This window comes from Hymenobacter sp. M1-2, assembly GCF_057808495.1.
In genome coordinates this window covers 1-19,224 of sequence record NZ_JBTYZO010000020.1, presented here as the reverse complement: position 1 = coordinate 19,224, position 19,224 = coordinate 1, and the positions used below count along the sequence as shown (strand labels likewise).

17 protein-coding genes are annotated in these 19,224 nt (G+C 57.7%); 6 read left to right on the top strand and 11 right to left on the bottom strand.

The genetic code is table 11. The features are described from left to right. Positions 1-112: 112 nt before the first annotated feature. From ACYSMN_RS18275 to xseA, 6 genes are all read right to left on the bottom strand, one after another. Positions 113-538, bottom strand: coding sequence for a response regulator (locus ACYSMN_RS18275; RefSeq protein ID WP_488925360.1), 426 nt, complete (start codon positions 536-538; stop codon positions 113-115). Continuing rightward, positions 535-1,350 carry a sensor histidine kinase gene (locus ACYSMN_RS18270; RefSeq protein ID WP_488925359.1) on the bottom strand — a complete coding sequence of 272 codons (816 nt, stop codon included), beginning with the start codon at positions 1,348-1,350 and terminating at the stop codon, positions 535-537. Before ACYSMN_RS18270 ends, ACYSMN_RS18275 begins: the two co-directional genes overlap by 4 nt. A gap of 305 nt (positions 1,351-1,655) precedes the next feature. Next, positions 1,656-2,369, bottom strand: coding sequence for a hypothetical protein (locus ACYSMN_RS18265; protein ID WP_488925358.1), 714 nt, complete (start codon positions 2,367-2,369; stop codon positions 1,656-1,658). Between the two features lie 12 nt (positions 2,370-2,381). Next, the gene (locus tag ACYSMN_RS18260) at positions 2,382-2,954 is read right to left on the bottom strand and encodes a hypothetical protein (RefSeq protein WP_488925357.1); all 573 of its coding nucleotides are present in this window, start codon (positions 2,952-2,954) and stop codon (positions 2,382-2,384) included. 123 nt (positions 2,955-3,077) lie between these two features. Further along, the gene (gene xseB, locus ACYSMN_RS18255; RefSeq protein WP_488925356.1) at positions 3,078-3,383 is read right to left on the bottom strand and encodes an exodeoxyribonuclease VII small subunit; all 306 of its coding nucleotides are present in this window, start codon (positions 3,381-3,383) and stop codon (positions 3,078-3,080) included. Positions 3,384-3,443: 60 nt separating this feature from the next. Next, positions 3,444-4,823, bottom strand: a complete 1,380-nt coding sequence (xseA, locus tag ACYSMN_RS18250; RefSeq protein ID WP_488925355.1) for an exodeoxyribonuclease VII large subunit — start codon at positions 4,821-4,823, stop codon at positions 3,444-3,446. Between the two features lie 385 nt (positions 4,824-5,208). Between xseA and ACYSMN_RS18245 the strand changes: the two genes are divergently transcribed. Beyond that, positions 5,209-5,970, top strand: a complete 762-nt coding sequence (locus ACYSMN_RS18245) for a glycosyltransferase (RefSeq protein WP_488925354.1) — start codon at positions 5,209-5,211, stop codon at positions 5,968-5,970. Beyond that, positions 5,963-6,610 carry a lipid-A-disaccharide synthase N-terminal domain-containing protein gene (locus tag ACYSMN_RS18240; protein ID WP_488925353.1) on the top strand — a complete coding sequence of 216 codons (648 nt, stop codon included), beginning with the start codon at positions 5,963-5,965 and terminating at the stop codon, positions 6,608-6,610. Before ACYSMN_RS18245 ends, ACYSMN_RS18240 begins: the two co-directional genes overlap by 8 nt. Positions 6,611-6,719: 109 nt before the next feature. Here the strand turns inward: ACYSMN_RS18240 and ACYSMN_RS18235 are convergent, their stop codons facing one another. Both ACYSMN_RS18235 and ACYSMN_RS18230 read right to left on the bottom strand, forming a co-directional pair. Further along, positions 6,720-8,408, bottom strand: coding sequence for an ArnT family glycosyltransferase (locus ACYSMN_RS18235; protein WP_488925352.1), 1,689 nt, complete (start codon positions 8,406-8,408; stop codon positions 6,720-6,722). Next, the gene (locus ACYSMN_RS18230; protein ID WP_488925351.1) at positions 8,405-9,439 is read right to left on the bottom strand and encodes a GDP-mannose 4,6-dehydratase; all 1,035 of its coding nucleotides are present in this window, start codon (positions 9,437-9,439) and stop codon (positions 8,405-8,407) included. The genes ACYSMN_RS18235 and ACYSMN_RS18230 overlap by 4 nt, the downstream gene beginning before the upstream one ends. 173 nt (positions 9,440-9,612) lie before the next feature. Here ACYSMN_RS18230 and ACYSMN_RS18225 point away from each other — a divergent pair, with 173 nt between their 5' ends. From ACYSMN_RS18225 to ACYSMN_RS18215, 3 genes are all read left to right on the top strand, one after another. Beyond that, positions 9,613-11,286, top strand: a complete 1,674-nt coding sequence (locus ACYSMN_RS18225) for an ArnT family glycosyltransferase (protein ID WP_488925350.1) — start codon at positions 9,613-9,615, stop codon at positions 11,284-11,286. A 166-nt stretch (positions 11,287-11,452) separates the two neighbouring features. After that, positions 11,453-13,567, top strand: coding sequence for a M13 family metallopeptidase (locus tag ACYSMN_RS18220; protein WP_488925349.1), 2,115 nt, complete (start codon positions 11,453-11,455; stop codon positions 13,565-13,567). 110 nt (positions 13,568-13,677) lie between these two features. Then, positions 13,678-14,043, top strand: a complete 366-nt coding sequence (locus ACYSMN_RS18215) for a hypothetical protein (protein ID WP_488925348.1) — start codon at positions 13,678-13,680, stop codon at positions 14,041-14,043. Between the two features lie 295 nt (positions 14,044-14,338). On the opposite strand, the gene ACYSMN_RS18210 is transcribed toward ACYSMN_RS18215, so the two are convergent. The 3 genes from ACYSMN_RS18210 to ACYSMN_RS18200 all read right to left on the bottom strand — a co-directional run bounded on the left by ACYSMN_RS18210 (position 14,339) and on the right by ACYSMN_RS18200 (position 17,507). Further along, on the bottom strand, positions 14,339-15,121 hold the full coding sequence (locus tag ACYSMN_RS18210; RefSeq protein WP_488925347.1) for a peptidylprolyl isomerase: 783 nt from the start codon (positions 15,119-15,121) through the stop codon (positions 14,339-14,341). Between the two features lie 112 nt (positions 15,122-15,233). Then, positions 15,234-16,139: a manganese catalase family protein gene (locus ACYSMN_RS18205; RefSeq protein WP_488925346.1), complete on the bottom strand. Its 906-nt coding sequence runs from the start codon at positions 16,137-16,139 to the stop codon at positions 15,234-15,236. A gap of 126 nt (positions 16,140-16,265) precedes the next feature. Continuing rightward, complete coding sequence (locus ACYSMN_RS18200; RefSeq protein ID WP_488925345.1) at positions 16,266-17,507, bottom strand: zinc dependent phospholipase C family protein; 1,242 nt, start codon at positions 17,505-17,507, stop codon at positions 16,266-16,268. Between the two features lie 401 nt (positions 17,508-17,908). On the opposite strand from ACYSMN_RS18200, the gene ACYSMN_RS18195 reads away from it, so the two are divergent. Beyond that, positions 17,909-18,943 (top strand): hypothetical protein, encoded by a 1,035-nt coding sequence (locus tag ACYSMN_RS18195; RefSeq protein WP_488925344.1) that lies wholly within the window; start codon positions 17,909-17,911, stop codon positions 18,941-18,943. Positions 18,944-19,224: the final 281 nt, after the last annotated feature.

Sequence of the window (19,224 nt, the reverse complement as noted above, 5' to 3'; positions counted from 1 at the left end):
GGGTATCGAAGCAATCAGCTACGGGGCACGAGGAGCGAGAGAAGTGTATGTCTTGCAGAATTTGATGACAACGGGAAGATGGTCTCACCTCTCATAGCCTCCAGTTCGCTGCCTAATTTCTTACAGGCTCGGCTGAGGTGGCCAGTGCTGCGCGTGGTTGGCTGTTGTAAGCTGCTAGAATAGCGCTACGGACTTCTTCGGGGCTGGCGTTCTTGAGTAGATAGCCGTGTGCTCCTTCCGTTTTGAGGCTTTCGATAAGTTCGGGCTCATCGTGCATCGAGATAATGATGACGCGGATGCGAGGATACTGCGCCCGGAGCAGCCGCACGGTTTGCAGGCCGTCGAGGTTGGGCATTTGCAGGTCCATGAGTATGACATCGGGCAATGAGCCTTGGTCGAGGCGCTGCAGCAGCTCTTCACCGTCGCCGGCTTCGAAAAGAACTTCCATGCCCGGAAAACCACTTATCAAGGCGCGCAGCCCCTTCCGGAAGAGAATGTGGTCGTCGGTTACGGCAAGGCGGATCGAGGTTGGATTCATAGAACGGTGAGGATGGTAGGGGCCTGAATGGCAGCAAGATAGGGAATAGGGAAGGAAATCCAAACCTGACTGCCTTCCCCTGCTTCCGATTCGTAGCGCAGAGAACCTTGTAACACGGCCACACGGCTGCGCAAATTAGTAAGCCCATGGCCGGTGCGGGCCCCAGGCAGCGGCGCTACGTCTACCAGCGCCGAGTCGAAGCCTATGCCATTATCGTGGTAATGCAAGGAAAGCATATCCGTCCCAAAATCGACGATAATATTGATTTGTTCCGCATGCGCATGGCGCAGCCCGTTGCCGAGCAGTTCTTGCACCACGCGGTACACGATAAGCTCGTACTTGGGGTCGAGGCGACGGGGCTGGCCGCGTTGTTCGAGTGTGAGGCGCGTGGGGCCGTCGGCGGGCACGGTGCGGGCCAGCGCGTCGAGGGCGAAAGGCAGGCCGAATTTCTGAAGGGCCGCCGGCAGCAAGTTGCGCGAAATGCGTCGTACCTCGGTAATAGCTTGGTCGAGCAGTGCCGTGGCTTCTTGCGTGAGGCCGGGCTGCCCCAGGGTACTTAGGTGCAGCTTCACAATAGCGAGCGTGGTGCCAACGCCATCGTGCAAGTCGGCCGCGATGCGGCGGCGCTCGTCTTCCTGGGCCAGGAGCGCCGCTTCCAGTGCCTGTTGCTGCGAGGTATCGCGCACCTGGCGAAGCTGTTCCTGCTGGCGCAACAGCCGCCGCTGGTAGCGTAGCACGAAGGCCACAATGCCTAGCGCCAGCAGCAGGAGCACTGGGGTTGCTAGCAGCACAGGAACCAGCCAACTACTCATGAACACAACAGCGAATACGGCCCGGAGGCGCGGTGAAAAGTCAAAGTAAGCAGGCCGTACGAAAGTAGTGCCAACAGTGAGATAAAAAGAGCAAGATCCCGCTACCTAAGACTTCGATAAAAGTAGTAAATGGCCGCATGAGCAGAAGCAGAAGTACTATACTCGAAAAACACACTAGGATGCTTGAACCTCGCCAAAAAAATGGTTCAGCATCATCAAACAGCCACTCAAGCTTAGCACCACTAGCTACCCAGCAAGCGCCGCAAAGAGAGGGGATGGGCCGCCTTGCTCGCAAGTTTCTGAGGCTACAACTGTGGCTGAGGGTAAACCGGAGTCTGCTGCCGGCCAGCTAGCCAGAACGCTCGAGCTAGCAAACCATGTAGGACTAAGTTGAGCACTGCGTTAACTGGATAGGTCATCATGTACTCATTGCCATCTGTTATCCCAGTACGCACTAAAAACATTACAACGGTGCCAGCAAAAAAAACAAGTAATGCTACGCTTACAACAAACATAGGATCATGTGCCAATCGTGTATTGCGTAGATCCCGCAAAGTTTGTTCGAAATACAACAGGACAAGTCCTATTATTAGTAAATTTTTGATAGCTATTGTATAAGTATTACCAGAGGCCAATTTGTGCGAAGCTGCATACCAGAGCCCATTTAGCACAAACGAGTCAAATATGGCGAAGAGTGAGTACAGGATGGCAATAAGCAGAAAATACCGCCGAAATCTGAACCGCAAAGAATGATAGTAAACCCAGCCAATGAACCATACTTCCAACAAATCTACCAACTGCCAAACTGCTAGATTATATCCCCATACTTTACCAGTATATATACCTAAAGCCATGAAAGTTAACCACATCAGGCAGCAATAAAGTAAAATTTGCAGGCTTCGAAATAAAAATTGCCAACGCCGAACCGCTATTATAATAGGGAGTATGATGGAAGATTGGCCCACATAGGTCAGTATGTTTATGACCCAAGCTAGTGATACAGAATCCGCCGTTGACATGGCAATAATTTACTAATTAAGGTAACTCGTAACGGGGTTAGGAGGAGTTGACGTACCGTGGTTATAAACCTTGTATTCAGGGCTTGTCAGGTCAGTGCTTTCGGTTGCGCTTGTTAACACCATCGTGTCTTTGCTGCCATTGTTGGCGAGGTGGACGCGGATGCCTTGGGTGCCAGGCTGTTTTAAGAGACTCTCGAAAACTTCCCTGGAAAAGTACACAGCGCGCAATTTATTCTGATAAGCTTTTTGGTGCGAGGCCGTCCAGCTCTTGGCATCGGAGAGACTGACAGGAGCACCAATGGTAGCATCTACAGCGGTGGTATATTTATCATCTGTCAGATCGGTGGTTTCGGTTGCCCTTACTAGTACCATCGTGTCTTGGCTGCCATCGTTGGCGCGGTAGATGCGGATGCCAGGGGTGTCAGCTTGTTCCAAGAGCTTTTCGAAAGCTTCTCGGGAGAAGTACACGGAGCGTAACTCATCCTGATAAGCTTTCTGGTACGAGGCTGTCCAGCTCTTGGCATCGGACAGGCTGATGGGGGCACCGGCAGGGGCATCTACAGATGTGGTGTAATCACGGGCCATACAAGAAAGCAAAAGGTGTGGAAGAAAGGAATGGTACGGAACCGCCATCAGATTGTGGCATTCAAATATATACCAAACTACATCGTGAGCAAGCTTTCTTGAAGGCTTTTAGCGTGCCTAAGATCAAAATAGCAGCCCACCGCCCGATTCTCGGGGGGCGCGAGCAGCACGTTTAATTGGTGGCACCACAGGAGCGGGTGGAGTTTCTAGTTCCGAGGCTGAGATTGGTAATTCATCGTCTTGATCGAGGTTTTCGAACACTCGGTCGATAGCGTCTTCGGCGGTGCGGAGTTTGTGCTTGCAAAGGCGAATAAGGGCTGCGGAGCGTTGCACGCGGGCTGTGAGCTCGTCCACATCAACGGTATCATTTTCAAGAGCGCGCAAAATGTTTTCCAGTTCGGCTATGGCGTCGCGATAAGAAGTTTCCATGAGAAGGGGAAGATAGGGTAATGAAGTGGTTAGGAGAGCAGATAAGCGAGAGTTGTTCGCTTACGGCGCTATTGAGGGATGCTGCTTGGTAGCCGCGTTGTCTGCCCGTCTCATTTCCTGTTTCAGCAGCCGGATTTCGGCGCGGTGCAACAGGCGCTCGGCGGCAATCTGCAACTGAAAGCGGCGGTGGAGTAACTGCTCGCGGCGGCGGCGGTGCAGGCGGCGAAAACGCTGGGCCAGCGTATTGCCTAGCCGGCGCAAAAGGCGCTCTTGCCCCAGCATCGACTGCCGCGCCGCGCGCTGCAAAGCTTGCTGCTGCTGGCCTAATTGCTGTTGCTGCTGCCGCAGGCGGGCACGGGCTAGCGGCGCCGTCGCCCGAACTCGCTGCTCCAGCGTGGTACGTTGGTCTTGCAGCCGGTCTTGGGCGGCGAGGTGCACGTGGCGGCTGAGCCGGTCGAGCTGGCTGGTTGAAGCTTGCAGTAGTTCGCTGGCTAGCTCCCGGATGCGGCCCGCGTAGCCGTCGAATACGGCATCGAGACGGGCGAGGCGCTCGGCGAGGAAAGCCGCGACGGCGGTGGGCGTTTTCAGGGCTAAGTGAGCGGCGAGGTCCACTACAGCTTCGTCCCGCTCGTGCCCGATACCAGTGAGTACCGGCAGCGGAAACGCGCCAATGGCCGCTGCCAGCCCGTAATCATCGAAAGCAAGCAGGTCGGTTTTGGAGCCCCCGCCCCGAATCAAAACTACCGCATCAAAATGCTGCCGACGGGGGCGGATGGCATCCAGCGCGGCCCGAATGCTGCCGGGGGCATCTTCTCCCTGCATGCTCGCCGGAAACAGGACCAGCGAAAAAGCATAGTACGACTCTTCCAGCTGCCGTACGAAGTCTTGAAAACCAGCCGCCGTAGGTGAGGAAATAATAGCTAGCCGCTGTGGCGCTAATGCTAACGGCAAAGCTCGCTGGCGCTCCAGCAAGCCTTTTGCTTCGAGCTTACGCAACGTTTCGAGGCGCTGGCGTGCTAACTCGCCCACGGTGTACGTAGGATCGAGCGCCACTACGTCGAGGCTCAGGCCATACTGCTCGTGAAATTTCACTTGCACGCGCAGCATAATTTTCAGGCCGGACCGCAGCTCCTGGCCGGTGTGTTCTTCAAAAACGGGCGCTAATTGCTGGTAGCGCTGGCTCCAGATAGTAGCACGGGCCTGGGCTTTAAGCTGGGCGCCGCGGCCCGTCTGGTGCTGGTCGGTGAGCGTGAGGTAGCAGTGGGCGCCGTCGAAGCGCGGCAGCGTGAGGTCGGCAATTTCGGCTACCACCCAGTACGAGTCCGCAAACCGTTCACTCAGGCTCTGCTTCACGCGCAGCAGCAGCTCGGCCAGCGGCAGCGCCACGGGCGCCGAAGCTGGCAGGCCTGGTTCAGGACGACGGTTATAGAGTGGGGGCATGTGTAGGCAAAGGTAACAGGTGGTGGAGGGATACAGAGAATAGATTGTGGTGCAAACTTCAGACAATAGCTCACAGGAACTCGGACTTATCCGAAGGCTCCGCATCCCCGCTCGCTCCGTCGTTGCAACACTAGTAAAACACCTTGTACCTACGCTACAACACCTTGTAACTATCCCGTACCCCCTTGCTTCTTCATGCTTAAGCTTGGTCGGAGGTTCGTCTGCGCCGCTAAGGCCGTCTGGTGGATGAGGCTACCGGCACACCTTGCGGCCTGCCGTTGCCGCGCGAGCAGGGCCCTGGAACGGGAGGCCGCCGCTTGCCTGGTGGGCTAGCCGCAATGGCTTCCGTATCTTGCCAGCACTTTCCGGCCTGCCCTAGTTTCCTATGACCCAACCGCCCGCCGCGGCCTACCTGGCCCAGCAAACCTTCACGGTCCTCGTCCCCGTGTACGACGAAGAAGAAAGCCTGCCGCAGTTCGTGGTGGAAATGAACAAGTTTCTGGCGCAAAGCCCGCTGCCAACTTCCGTGCTGTTCGTCAACGATGGCTCCCGTGACGGCTCTTTGGCGTTACTGCGCGACATCTGCCGGCAAGACGCGCGCTACGAGTTCATCAGTCTAAGCGAAAACCGGGGCCTGAGTACGGCCATCAAAGCTGGCATCGACCACTGCCGCAGCACGCTGGTAGGCTACATCGATTCGGACATTCAGACCACACCGCTCGATTTTCTGCTGTTTTTCGAGTTTCTACCCGAGTACGATATGGTGAACGGTATCCGGGCCAAGCGGCAGGACACGCTCATTAAGAAACTCTCGTCCCGGATTGCCAACACTGTGCGCCGTACCCTCATCAACGATGGTATTGAGGACACGGGCTGCCCACTGAAAATCATTAAGATAGAATATGCCCGCCGCTTGCCGCTGTTTCATGGCATGCACCGTTTCCTGGGGGCGCTGGTGCAGTTGCAGGGCGGCCGGGTGAAGCAGCTGCCAGTACGGCACTTTCCGCGTTTTGCGGGCACGGCCAAATACAACCTCTGGAACCGCGCCTGGAAGCCACTCGTGGACACGTTTGGCTTCCGCTGGATTCGGAGCCGCTGGAAGAACTACGAAATAGGGGAGCAGCACCGCCCTCAGCCCCATGCTTAGCACCGCGCAGGTGGCGCTAACCATCGGCCTCACCTCCCAGCTGTTGTTCAGCAGCCGCATTGTGTTGCAATGGGTGCAGAGCGAACGAGCCAAACGGGTACTGGTGCCAACACTGTTCTGGCAGATCAGCTTGATTTCATCATTTTTGATGATACTCTACGGCATGCTGCGCCACGACCCCGTGATTCTGGCCGCCCAGCTCATCAGCTACGGCATCTACATCCGCAACTTGCAGCTACTGGGCGAGTGGCGTAAGCTGAGCGGTGTGTTCCGGGCTGCTGCCTACGTATTTCCGCTGGCTATGCTAGTCTGGTTTGTCGTCGGCAATCGGCATTTTAGCTTGCAAGGAATGTTGCAACACGGCATTCCTGGCGGTGTACTGTTGCTGGGAGCAGTCGGCCAAACCATCTTCCTGCTACGCTTCGTGTACCAGTGGCTCTACTCGGAGCGCAAAGGCGAATCGGTGCTGCCGCTGGGGTTCTGGGTGGTGAGCCTGGTAGGCTCGGTGCTAATTCTGATCTACGCCGTGCTGCGCGAACCAATGGATGTGGTGCTGATAGTCGGCAACATCTTCGGCACAGTAGTCTACGCCCGCAATATCGTGCTGCTACGCCGGGAAACTAAAGCTGTTAGGGCTTGATTGCTGGTTTTTAGTTGTTGGTTGTTGGCGCAAAGAAGTTGTGCGCTATTTTGTCTTAGCCGTCTACCTCTGTTTGCAGGTTCGCAGCCAACAACCAACAACCAAAAACCTACCGCGGCTCAACTATTGTCACGCGCCAGTAGCCTTCTTTGCGCTCCCGGTCGAGGTAGAAACTGTCGACTACGCGCAGGCGGACTTGCTCGCGCCAAGCAGCAGGGAGCTGTTCGGCCACATTGGAGCCGGTGAGAACTGCTACGGGGCCTGGCGGGCGTAACAGCACGGAATCTTGGTTGCGGGGCCACGCCGGCGTGGCCCGACCGGCGCGCCACACCTGCTTCATGTGCAGTTCTTCGAGCGTATACCAAGGCAGGTTGGCCAAAGCTGGGTTGGTTTGCAAGTGCTCAGCCCGACGTAAACCAGGGTCGGCGCGCCGTTCTATCCAACTGGCGTGGGCGGGCATCAACAGTGCTACCAGAGCCAGCATGGCCGTGATAGAAACGCCGGCTAGCACCTCCGAACGCGGTTGCCGCGCCGCCAGCCAACCCATGGCACCGGCCAGCCCAACGAAAATCACTGTCGTGACACCAAAAACCAGCGTGCCCGGCCCAAACGCAGGCAGCCGCAACAAGACCACCGCCACTGGTATCAAGGCAAAAATAAGGGCCAACAGGCCGGCCCAAATACGGAGCAGGCGCTTTTCTAGAAGTGGTGCAGGGTCTTGTTGCAACGCAGTTTCGAAGTGGCGTAGCAGACCAGCCATTAGTAGGGCCAGGGGCGGCATGAGGGGCAGCATGTACCGTTCTTTTTTCTCGGGCACCGCGCTCAGTAAGAACAAGGAAATCAGTAGCCACGCCAGCCCGGCGGCATAGGGCACGTAGCGGCCCGCCCGGCCCCGCGCAAAAGGCACCGCCAGTGCCACCAAGGCCAGCGGCGTCCAGAGACCCACAAAAACCGGAAAATTCCAGTAGTTCCAGAAAGGCCGGGAATGCCGATCCACCCAGGAAGTGGCTTCCAGGCGGGCCACTGCCAACGCCGCCGGCGCCACCGTATCCTGCACTGCTAAGTACGCCGGCCAAGCCAAACCCACGCCCAAGCCTACCACCGCAAACAGCAGCAACCCCCCGCGGCGCGGTTTGAGCGCCCCACGATTTGGATATAGGCGCGGCAGCCCAAACGCCAGCAGAAAAGGCAGCAAAATACCGTAAGGCGTCACGGGACCTTTGCTCAGGATGGCACCTCCCAACAACAGGCCGCCGAATGCAAACCACAGCCAACCCCGCCGGGCGGCGTGCCAGCCGCGGCTCAAGGCCCACAAGGAGCCGATTAGAAAACTGTTGGCGAAAATGTCCCAGTGCCCTTCGCGGCCCACCGTAACCACAAGTAGGCTAGTGGCCAGCACCAACGCCGCCAGCCAAGCCGTGCGGCCGGGAGCTGCTGCCTCGCCGGGTTGGTGACGGGTCAGTTCGCGCATCAAGCCCCAGAAGAAAAAGACCAGCAGCGTCGACATAACCGCTGCTGGTAGCCGCAACAGCGCTGGGTTGGCTGGCTGGCCCGTGAGCTTGATGACGACAGCCACGGCCCACGTAGGCAAGGGGGGCTTCGCCAGCCGTAACGCGCCGTTCATGGTAGGGATGAGCCAGGAGCCGCCGGCCGCCATTTCTCGGGCCGCCACGAAATTGCGGGACTCCATCAGGTTCACCTCAGCCGGGCCCAGATGCAGGAAAAAGGTGCAGATACAAACCAGTGCTACCACCACGGTGCGCCAGGCAGGATGGCGGAAAAGCAGCTTTTCGCTCATGAAGTAGGTGAAAGATGAATGGCCACGCGCCCGGCATCGTCCGGCGCCGGGGCCAGCGCGGCACCGTCGGTCATATCGAGCCAGGCCACAAATTGGCGTAAACCCTCTTTCAGGGACGTACGCGGCGTATAGCCCAGCAGGCGCTGCGCTTTGGTGTTGTCAGCATACGTGATGTCAACGTCGCCGGCTTGCATGGGCAGAAACTCCAGAGCTGGCACTACACCGACGGCTTCTCCTACGGCCGCCACCAATTCCAGCAACGACACAGGTTGGCTGTTGCCAAGGTTGACGGTTTCGTAAGTACCCGGATGTTGCAGCAGGTAGCGTAATCCACTCATAATGCCATCTACGGTGTCGGCCACAAAGGTATAGTCGCGGGCCGTATTGCCGTCGCCATACAAAGGAATGGGCTGGCCGGCACGGAGCAGGCGCGTAAACTTATGAATAGCCAAATCGGGGCGCTGGCGCGGGCCGTACACCGTGAAGAACCGCGCGTTGAGTACGCTCATCTGGTAGAGGTGGTGGTACGTGAAGGTAAGCTCCTCGCCGGCCAGTTTGCTGGCCGCATAAGGCGAAATGCAGCGGGCCAACAGCGGCTCATCTTCCCGGAAAGGAATAGAGGGCGTATTGCCATAAACCGAGGAAGAGGAAGCAAACAGTAACGTTTTCACGCCATGTTCCCGCATCCATTCCAGCAAGTGCGTAGTGCCCAGGACATTGTTTTCTATGTAGGCCGCTGGGTCGCGCAGGGAAGGGCTCACTCCCGCCTTGGCGGCCAGATGAATTACGGCGTCGTAGGCCACCTCGGGCAGGACTGTGCTTAGAGCCGCGGCTCCACTGCGCAAGTCCGTTTCGCAGAACGTGAAAAGTGGATGCTGACGCAGTGTGAACAGGTTGGCTTCCTTGGTGCTACGGTCGTAGAAAGTATCAAAATTGTCGATTCCAATTACGTGGTGCCCACTAGCTAGTAGCCGTTCGCTCAGGTGAGAGCCGATAAAGCCGGCACAGCCGGTAACTAGAATAGTGCGCATACGGGGCGAGAGAGAATGAGGGCGAATGTCAAGCACAAGAATTACGATGGCTGAATAACGGTTGGCTACCATATTGTGTTGTGGCGGCATGAACGGTTGCATTATTCAGCGAAATGCGCATCTGTACGAGATAGAAGACGTACGACTACCAACTTTATTTTAATTTTGTTTTAATGTCCAACCAATTATTTTTGTCGACGAGTCAGTTTTTTTCGTCCCGTCGGGCACTATGGCTGTTTTTGCTGCTGCTAGCCATTGCGTTTGGCGTGGGGCTCAACAGCTGGGGCCCCCTTGAAACAAGTGAAGCCCGCTACGCCGAAATCGGCCGCGAAATGCTGGTGAGCGGCGACTGGCTGCATCCGCGGTTGTTGGGTATTCAGCACTTTCATAAGCCGCCATTCACGTATTGGCTCACGGCAGTTGGGTTGGCACTGGCCGGGCCAACAGCTACGGGCGTACGGCTGCTGCCCGTGCTGGCCTTGCTGGCCCAGGTTGGGTTGATGTACGGGCTAGGTAAACTTTTTTTCAAGGGAAACCAAGCCCTGGCCTTGGCAGTGGCGGTTGTTTACGGGACCTTACCCGTGGTGCTGATATCGGCGCTCAATGTCACGACGGATGTGTACTTGGCTACTTTGGAGCTGGCGGCCACCTACGGCGTGCTGCACTACTACCAGACTGGCCGCTGGTGGGGATTGTACATGTTTTGGCTGAGTCTTGGGCTGGCTTTTCTTACTAAAGGACCCGTTGGCGCGGTGCTGCCACTGCTGGCGGTGATGGGGTACTACTTCCGGCGCGGACAAGCGCGGCGGCCCTTCACGTGGCACCACGGGTTGGGCGTGCTGCTGTTTGTAGTGATGGGGCTGAGTTGGTATTTGCTGCTGATTCGCGAAACGCCGGGCTTGCTGCGGTATTTCTTGGTAGGCCAAACCTTAGAACGGTTGGCCAATCCTGCTGCCTTCGACCGGGCCAAGCCGTGGTGGTTCTATCTGGTGCTTGCGCCGGCTACCAGTTTGCCGTGGTCGGGGCTGTTGCTGGTGCGGACCGTGCGCACCGGCTGGGCCGCGTTGCCGCTGCTGTGGCGTAACGTCTGGGGCTTCGGGGTGCTGGTGCCGCTGTTGTTCTTCTCAGTGGCACAGTCGAAGCTGATTCTCTACATTCTCCCAATTTTTCCCGCCGTGGCGTTGCTTACGGTGTATTATCTGAGCCTGCTGCCCGCCGCGGCCCTGCGCAGCTGGGCTAAGGGGCTGCTAGGATTCTGGGGCATGATATTGTTGGCTCTTGGGTTACTGCCGCTGCTGGGGCGTACGCTGCATCTCGCCGTGCCACCGCTCACGGCAGTAGGAGCCGGGGCAGGATTGGTCGCGCTGGTTGTAGTGGTGTGGCAGAGTCGTCACCGGCTGGCTGAGAATGGTATTCTGCTAGGCGCGGCGTTGTTTACGGCCGCGTTGCTGCTGGCCGCCAAGCCCGTGCTGCACGCCAATGAACTGGCATTCCACGGTACGCGGCCCTTAACTGAGCTTTTGCGTCAGCATGACCTCGCCAACCGGCCGGTGCTGGTGTACAACGAGCTGCTGCCATCCATGGCGTTTTCGGAAGGCCGCGTACCTATATCGCTGTATGCTGGCAACCACGCGCTACAGCGCGAAACGCAGTTTGAGCGGGACCAGCGTTGGCGCCGCACCGTAGTGAACCTGAATACGGTGTCGCCTGCTGGCCTCGATTCGTTGTTGCAGCTGCGGCCGGTGCTGCTCGTGAAAAACGAGGAAACTGACGGCGAGAACGAGCTAGGAAAACGTTTCTCGCACCACTTGGACCTGAGCCCCTGGCGCGTGTACTACGACTGGTAGCAGCGAAGTTTGCGTTGCTCGTGCAACGGTTGCTTCTCCGAACTGTCTTTTCGGCCCTTGGGCCGTCCTCTGCCGTTGCGCCGAGGTCGGCTCAGGGGTCATTTCGTTTACGATTCCCGCCTTATTTTGGCCCCCTCAACCCGCCTTCCCACTAATTCAACACCTAATGAAAAAACGCAATAGCCTGACGCTGTCCGTAGTGGCCGCTACGGGTTTGGCGCTGGCCGGCTGTGCTGCCAGCAGCACGCCCACCACCGCGCCGGATACCGTTACCGCTGCTCCCACTACGACCACCACCGCCGAAGCCGTGACGCCCGGTGTGGGCCTGAACGTAGCCAACCTCGACAAGTCGGTGAATCCGTGCGACAATTTCTTTCAGTACGCGTCGGGCAACTGGCTGAAGAACAATCCTATTCCGGCCGCCGAAACGCGCTGGGGCTCGTTCAACGAGTTGGCCGATAAGAACAACGCCGTAATGCGGCAGATTCTGCAAGAAGCCGCTGCTAACACGTCGGCTGCCAAAGGCACCAACGCCCAGAAAGTAGGCGACTACTACGCTACGGCTATGGACTCGGCGGCCATTGAGGCGGCGGGCCTGAAATACCTCAAGCCAGAGCTAGACCGCATCAGCGCTGTTAAGGACTTGAAGGGATTGCAAACTGCCGTTGTACGGGGACAGAAAATTCAAACCGGCGCGTTCTTCAACGCCTACGTAGGCCAAGACGACAAAAAGAGCGAAGAGTACGCCGTAAACCTCTACCAAGGTGGCCTCTCGCTGCCCGACCGCGACTACTACCTCAAGGACGACGCCCGCTCCAAAGCCATTCGCGCCGCCTACACCACGTATCTAGTTAACACGTTCAAGCTGCTCGGCGACAACGACGCTACGGCTCAGAAAAACGCGGCCACCGTGCTACGCCTCGAAACGCGCATGGCCAAGGCCAGCAAAAGCCGCGTGGACCTGCGCGACCCGTACGCCAACTACAACAAGATGACCGTAGCGGCGGCCAGCAAGCAATTCCCGAACCTGAACCTGCCGAGCACATTGCAGCAGATGGGCTTGGCTAACGCCAAAGAAGTAATTGTGGGCCAGCCAGCTTTCTTCAAGGAAGTAAGCGCCATGATGAAGGCCGAGCCGCTAGCCGACCTTAAAACTTACATGCGCTGGCACTTGGTAACGTCCGTTTCATCGGCGCTGCCAAAAGCCTATGCCGACGAAGCCTTTAAGCTTACGCAGGTGCTTTCCGGCGCCAAAAAGCAGCAGCCTCGTTGGAAGCGGATGTTGCGTTCTACGGATGGCGCCCTGGGCGAAGCTTTCGGCCAGCTCTACGTAGACAAGGCTTTCACGCCCGAAGCCAAGCAGAAGGCGCTGGCAATGGTGAACAACATCAAGGCGGCCTTCACCGAGCACATTCAGCAGCTTGATTGGATGAGCGCCGCCACCAAAGCCGAAGCCCAGAAGAAGCTGGACGCCTTCACGGTGAAAATTGGCTATCCGGACCAGTGGAAGGACTATTCGGCCTTGACTATCTCGCGCGAGTCGTACCTGAAAAACGTGCTGGCTGCTCGTGAGTGGGCTATCAACGACAACGTGAAGAAGTTTGGTAAGCCGATTGACCGCAAGGAGTGGGGCATGACGCCGCCCACCGTGAATGCTTATTACAACCCAAGCATGAACGAAATCGTGTTTCCGGCCGGCATCATGCAGCCTCCCTTCTTCGACCCTAAAGCCGACGACGCGGTGAACTACGGCGGCATGGGCGCCGTCATCGGCCACGAAATCACGCACGGCTTCGACGACCAGGGCCGGCAGTACGATGCGCAGGGCAACCTGAAAGACTGGTGGACCAAGGAAGATGCCGAGAAGTTCGATGCTCGCGCCGCCGTAGTGGGCAAGCAGTTCGACGCCTTCTCGCCGCTCGATTCGGTGTATGTGAACGGCAAGCTGACCATGGGCGAAAACCTCGCCGACCTAGGCGGCCTCAACATTGCCTACACTGCCTTGCAAAAGAAACTGCAGCAAGATTTCGGCGACAAGCCCCGCCCGAAATACGACGGCCTGACGCCGGAACAGCGTTTCTTCCTGGCTTACGCGCAGATCTGGCGCACCAATGCCCGGCCTGAGGCTCTGCGCCAGCAGGTGCTCACCGACCCGCACTCGCCGGCTCAGTTCCGCACCAACGGCCCACTCATGAACATGCCCCAGTTCTACGAGGCTTTCGGCTGCAAGGAAGACGCCAAGATGGTGCGCGCCCAAACCGAGCGCGCCAAGATTTGGTAGGTTTACTTGCTTGAATTGCTGAACAATCAAAAAAGGCGGCTCGCAAGAGCTGCCTTTTTTATGTCTGCTGTACCGTCAGCCAGCCAGTCAATCCTATCTATCTTGCCGCTATGCACAAAGTCTTTCATCTGCTTGCCTTCGCCCCACTGCTGCTCGCTGCTTGTTCCTGCAACCAATCGGTGGAGGAACAGATTGCCAATCCCAAAGTGGGCGACGTATACGTGGTGCAGTTTCAGCCCCAGAGTGCCACTACCATGCGCTACTATTTCTACCACGTCTACCGCGCCACGCCCGACAGCGTGTACCTGCACCCCGCCCGCCAAGATTCCCCCAGCCCCGACGCTGACCTGCGCCAACTGGCTTTTGAGCCGGCCGCTAGCTCCTTGGTCTACACTTATCCCGAACTACGGGAGTTGCTTCAAGAACAGCGCGGCGACGTAACAAAAAGCAAACTCATCAAAGTCCGGCGCCCGTAGCATGGTGCCCTGGCATGTCCTGGCGGCAGTCTTGAGCCGACGCAGTCGGCGTGACTGCCAGCCACGAAGCCAGGCCAGTCTTCAGACTGGCTTCCTAAGCAGGGGAAGACGTGAAGCTATCTAAAAGTCCAGTTGGTCATACTTGATCTGGTGTCCGCTTGTCGAAACATGACCGATCTAAATGGATTTACAGCTAACTCCAACAGCTCCTAAGCCAGTCTAAAGACTGGCCTGGCTTCGTGGCTGGCAGTCACGCCGAAAAAGTCGGCTCAAGACTGCCGTCAGGGACCAAGCTTTACGGTAGCACTTCTACTTTGATATCGATGTCCTTTTTGGGCCATTCGTAGGCGTCTACGGGCTCATTGGCTATTTTGTCCACGACATCTAGGCCTTCCACTACCTCGCCGAAAACCGTGTATTTACCATCCAGAGCGGGCACCCCGCCCACCGTGGCGTAGGCTTTTTGCTGCTCGGGGGTGAGCTTACGGCCAGCCATAGCTTGGCTCTGGGCGGGCGTCAGTTTTTCGCCCTGCACAAAGTAGAAATCGGTGTTCGACGAGAGTTGATTGGGGTTCTGCTTGTCGTCGTAGCGGGCCATGCCTAGGGCGCCGCGGCGGTGGAAATGGTGGGGCCGAATTTCGGGTGGCAGGCGGTAGCGGCTCATCCGAATGGTGCGGTGGTCGGAACTACCGCCCTGCACCGCAAAACCTTTCACTACGCGGTTGAAGACGGTTTCATCGAACACGCCCCGGCGGGCCAGCAGCAGAAAGTTGGCTTTGTGAATGGGCGTATCATCATAGAGCTTCACCCGGATATCGCCGAGGCGGGTGTGCAGTACAACGCCCGAGGCCGGATACTGCTTGCCATAGGGCAGGAGCAGCGCGGCGGCGTTGCTGTCGGCGAGGGCCGTGAGGCCGGGGCCGGGACCGGACCGTTCCGCCGAAACCGGCGCCGGGGCCGTTTCTTCTACTGGCTGCTGCCGGTTGCAGGCCAGCAGCCCCACGCCACTCAGTGCTAGAATGGTAGTTTGGAACAAGGTGCGCCGCAGCGCCAAAGCAGAGGAAACGGAGGGGTGCATACTCGAAGGAACCGTTGACTTGCGCGGGAAAAAACAAGGCGGCGGCCCGGTTCCCGAAGGACCAGGCCGCCGCCCAAAGGTAGCAGCCGCCGCAAAACGCGCCGAAATCTGCTTACAGCTTCACGCCCATCTTCCTGGCAATGTCCTTGAACATCTCCGGGTCGTAGTCGTCGGCGCCGGGCGAGTTGAGCTGAGGCTCTTCGTCGAGTTCGGGGTAGGGCACGCCCATCATACCGCCATGCAGCACTTCTAGCGGCTGGCCGTCTTCGGGGTGCCGGCCGTTCCAGATCTGGTCTACCTGCCCGTAGTCTTCGGGGCTGAACGTGTAGAGCTTGAGGTGCAGCTTCTGCTGGTCTTGCAGCTTTTTGGCTTCCGGGAAAGCATCGTTGCTCAGATCGGGCACGGGCACGAGCTTGCTTACTTCAACGCCAGTCAGTTTCTCCAGGGCTTTGGCGTAAGCTACCACGTGTAGGCCGCCGCGCACCAACAGGTAGCCCACCATAGTCCGCGCGCACGGGTCAGTCACCATTTCGTATACCCGCATTTTGTTGGCGCGGGCGCCGCACTCCAGGAAGAAATTGTGCAGCAGATCCAGCTTCAGGTTGCCGCTGGCGTGCACGTACTGGCCGGTCCAGGGGTTGCCCATCGAGTCGAAGGGCACTGCCGCCTGGGCGCTGCTCAGGAAATGGTAGTGGTTGCGGGCGTCGGCCATTTCTTTGAGTGGCCCCGGTACGGGGTCTTTGCCGCGGGGTGTTTGGCCGTTCAGCAGCAGATTGATGGCATAGCTCACCGCCTCGATGTGGCTGTATTCTTCGGCCGCGATGCTGCACGTCAGATCATAAAACGGCCGCAGCCGATTGCGCCCCCGGAAATTGAACGACTGGAACGTATAGTTCATCAGCGTCGACATTTCCCCGTATTTGCCGCCGAGCAGTTCCTGGATGGCGGAAGCATCGTTGGGCGAAGGATTTTTGGGCTTGGGCAGCTCCACGGCCAGTCGGTCATAGCGCAGAATCATAGGACAGAAGGATTAAGGTGAGAAACAAAAAAGCCAAAGGAGCCGCCCGCTGATGAGCAGGCGGTTCCTTTGGCTTAACGGCTGGGCTTTGCCAGCCGGCGTACAACTTTTTAGGTCGAGCTAGGGCTACCAGCTCGAATCCTCGTTCTTTTTCGCGCCTTTCTGTTTCTGGTTTGGCTCCTTTTTACCGGGTTCTTTCTGCTTCTCCTTCACCTTGGTGCTGCCGGCTTCAGTTTTGGTTTTCACCTTCACTTTGTCCGTGCCTTTCGCGTCGGCAGCAATGGCCGGAGCAGCCGGAGTGGCCGGAGCTGTTTCCTCCGTTTCCAGAATCACCGGGGCCATATCGGTGGCGGCATTGATTTGGTCGGCCTGCACCACGGCTTTCTCTTTGCGCATGGCCAGCAGCATCTGCTGTTCTACCAGCCCGTTGTCCTTCCACACTTTTAGCTGCGCCACGAGTGAGTCTTTCTCAACTTTGCTTGGTTTCTTGATGAGCAGCTCGTTTAGGTTGGGGCTGCCAGCATCTTTCCAGGCCGTGAGCCACAACGACGACACGAAAGTGGGCGCCAGCTTCAGGCGAAAGGCCACCATGCCGCCCACTTCCTTGTGGTACGCATCGGCGAAGGCGTCGGAGTAGGAGCGGCGGGTTTTACCGTACTTGTGGGAGAAGACGTACTTGGTTTCGGGCGTGAACTTACGGGTCACTTTTTCTTCCCGGTCGAAGGTCTCGCCCAGGAAGCCATACGACTCCTGAATCACCATCCAGATGTCGGTTAGCGGGTCTTTCACGTACTTAGCCGACGCCGCATCCAGCTTATACTCGCTGATGTGGCGCTCCACCAGCTTGCTTTCCCACAGGGAGTGCAAGCCTGCTTGGTTGGTGAGCTGGCCATCGTAGTTTTCGGTGGTGTGCAGCGGCACGTAGGCATCGGCCACGTAATGGCAGAGGTCGGCGGAGAGGCGCACGATGGCGGCCGTATCGCGTTGCTTGAAGGCCTCGGTTAGGTTTTCCTTCACGTCCATGATGGTCCACGGCACGGTGCCGTACTTCTGTAGCGTGTCGGCGGTATACTTGGCTTCGGCCTTGTCCCAGGCTTTGGGCATGGCCCCGAACGGATTGTCGCCGAAATGGTCCATGTCGATGAAGTGCTTGCTGGCCTCCTTTGGGTCGGAGTCGCGCCGCTCATCCGGGGCCGTCGACAAGCGCACCAGCATCTTCATGTGGTGGAAATAGAAGGTTTGCATGCTGGCTGGCAGCGTGTACACCGATAGCTGCGCAATGGTCCGGTGCCCGAAGTAACCCCAGCCCGGCGACGTAATCGGCACCAGCAAGGCCAGTAACAAGAGGAGGAGAAAAGGTTTTTTCATGGTAGAAAGGCAACACCTGAAAATGGATTCTGCGAAGTTAGCCAAGATCACGGATTAGCACGGATTTTAACGGATTTCACGGATTTTGTGGACGGCGCGTGCCCGGCTTTACCGAGCGCGGCCGTTTTTCATCTGTAGCGCTGTAGCGCCACTTTGCTGCCCGTCAATCGCCCCATCATCTGCGCTACCGCTACCTGTTGCGGTTAGGATAAGGTAAGGCAGGATAAGGTAGGGCGCCGGCAGCGCCAGCGATACTACATTGTGTCGTAAGGCCAAAATGGTCTACAAATTCTGCCCCAAAGACTAGCTTGCCGCCGTAAGAGCCCCAACGGACCAACGGACCATCAGCGCCGTCCACAAAATCCGTGAAATCCGTTAAAATCCGTGCTAATCCGTGATCCGTGATTATCAGCAAGAAGAAAATCACCTACCCCATTCAGGAGCCGCTGCAAGCCTACTTGCGGGAGTATGATCGGGTAGCTACGCTGCCCGTTACGTACGCCGACCTCACGCGGACCAGCGGCTCGTTTCCGCTCCCCGACCGCCAAGGCCGCGACACCATGTGGGAAACCGTGTTCTACGAGCCCCAAACGTTGCTGGAGCTGAGTGAAGGACTTACGCAGGTGTACGCCGAGCTGAAGACCGACGGCGACCTGAGCTTCACGGAGCACCTGCTCGCCGACCGCGTCGACTACTGCCGCTTCGGCAATTCCAATCCGTTTCGGGTGCGGATTGTGAACCAACTCAACGACAACTACGACTATTTCTACGTGAAAAAAGCCGACGCCTCCCGCGTGTACGGCTTGGAGCTGGAGCATCTGCTTTCGCCCAACAACCTCAACTACCGCGTATCGGGCAGCGACACGCTCATTGAGGAGCATATTGTGGGCATTCCCGGGGACGATTTTATTCGGGACCGGCTGGCGGCGCCCCACCTCAACCAAGTGCGCATCGCCAAGGAGTTTGTGAAATTCAATGAGCGGTGCTTTGCGCGCCTACTCGGCGACATGCGCGCCTACAATTACGTCATCGACGTAACGCCCGACTTCGAGGATGAGCAGTACCGCGTCAGGGCCATCGACTTCGACCAGCAGTGCTACGAAGGGAAGAAAACGATGTATCTGCCGCAGTTTTTTAAAGACAATCGGGCCGTAGTCCAGCTGTGCAGCCGCCTGCTTAAGCCCGAAACGATCCGGCAGTATCAAACCGAGGAACGCACGCTCATGGCCCGCCGCGCCCGCTCCGAACGTTACCGCCTCAAAGACCTCATCGACTGCCTGCGCCGCGACAACGTGTCGCCACCGGAAAAAGTAGAGCTGCTAAAACAGCAGCTAAATGAGCACCATCGTACCACCCAGTTCCGCCGCTGCCGCAGCATGGGCGACGTCGTGCGCCTCAATCTAAAGCTGATGCTAAGCAAGCCAAGGCCAGAGTGATTGGTTTTGAGTTGACAGGTGACAAGTAACAGGTGAGGGGATACGTGTCATTGCGAGGAGGCACGACGACGCAATCCTTCCTCAATGAGTTGAGAATGTCACTTGTAAGACCAAGCCCCTGGCGTTAGCATACGTCAGGGGCTTGTCTGTGTAGGAAACTTGGCTCTCTGAGAGGAAGGATTGCATCGTCGTGCCTCCTCGCAATGACAAGAGGGTGTTTTACTCCCTGATGTTACGCAGTCGTTGGGACGGCCGAGCCGTTTAAGAATGCCATCATGACT

What these genes read in the sequence shown, in the direction of transcription:
- ACYSMN_RS18275 (WP_488925360.1), bottom strand. Translation starts at nt 538, where the DNA reads ATGAATCCAACCTCGATCCGCCTTGCCGTAACCGACGACCACATTCTC.
- ACYSMN_RS18270 (WP_488925359.1), bottom strand. Translation starts at nt 1,350, where the DNA reads ATGAGTAGTTGGCTGGTTCCTGTGCTGCTAGCAACCCCAGTGCTCCTG.
- ACYSMN_RS18265 (WP_488925358.1), bottom strand. Translation starts at nt 2,369, where the DNA reads ATGTCAACGGCGGATTCTGTATCACTAGCTTGGGTCATAAACATACTG.
- ACYSMN_RS18260 (WP_488925357.1), bottom strand. Translation starts at nt 2,954, where the DNA reads ATGGCCCGTGATTACACCACATCTGTAGATGCCCCTGCCGGTGCCCCC.
- xseB (WP_488925356.1), bottom strand. Translation starts at nt 3,383, where the DNA reads ATGGAAACTTCTTATCGCGACGCCATAGCCGAACTGGAAAACATTTTG.
- xseA (WP_488925355.1), bottom strand. Translation starts at nt 4,823, where the DNA reads ATGCCCCCACTCTATAACCGTCGTCCTGAACCAGGCCTGCCAGCTTCG.
- ACYSMN_RS18245 (WP_488925354.1), top strand. Translation starts at nt 5,209, where the DNA reads ATGACCCAACCGCCCGCCGCGGCCTACCTGGCCCAGCAAACCTTCACG.
- ACYSMN_RS18240 (WP_488925353.1), top strand. Translation starts at nt 5,963, where the DNA reads ATGCTTAGCACCGCGCAGGTGGCGCTAACCATCGGCCTCACCTCCCAG.
- ACYSMN_RS18235 (WP_488925352.1), bottom strand. Translation starts at nt 8,408, where the DNA reads ATGAGCGAAAAGCTGCTTTTCCGCCATCCTGCCTGGCGCACCGTGGTG.
- ACYSMN_RS18230 (WP_488925351.1), bottom strand. Translation starts at nt 9,439, where the DNA reads ATGCGCACTATTCTAGTTACCGGCTGTGCCGGCTTTATCGGCTCTCAC.
- ACYSMN_RS18225 (WP_488925350.1), top strand. Translation starts at nt 9,613, where the DNA reads ATGTCCAACCAATTATTTTTGTCGACGAGTCAGTTTTTTTCGTCCCGT.
- ACYSMN_RS18220 (WP_488925349.1), top strand. Translation starts at nt 11,453, where the DNA reads ATGAAAAAACGCAATAGCCTGACGCTGTCCGTAGTGGCCGCTACGGGT.
- ACYSMN_RS18215 (WP_488925348.1), top strand. Translation starts at nt 13,678, where the DNA reads ATGCACAAAGTCTTTCATCTGCTTGCCTTCGCCCCACTGCTGCTCGCT.
- ACYSMN_RS18210 (WP_488925347.1), bottom strand. Translation starts at nt 15,121, where the DNA reads ATGCACCCCTCCGTTTCCTCTGCTTTGGCGCTGCGGCGCACCTTGTTC.
- ACYSMN_RS18205 (WP_488925346.1), bottom strand. Translation starts at nt 16,139, where the DNA reads ATGATTCTGCGCTATGACCGACTGGCCGTGGAGCTGCCCAAGCCCAAA.
- ACYSMN_RS18200 (WP_488925345.1), bottom strand. Translation starts at nt 17,507, where the DNA reads ATGAAAAAACCTTTTCTCCTCCTCTTGTTACTGGCCTTGCTGGTGCCG.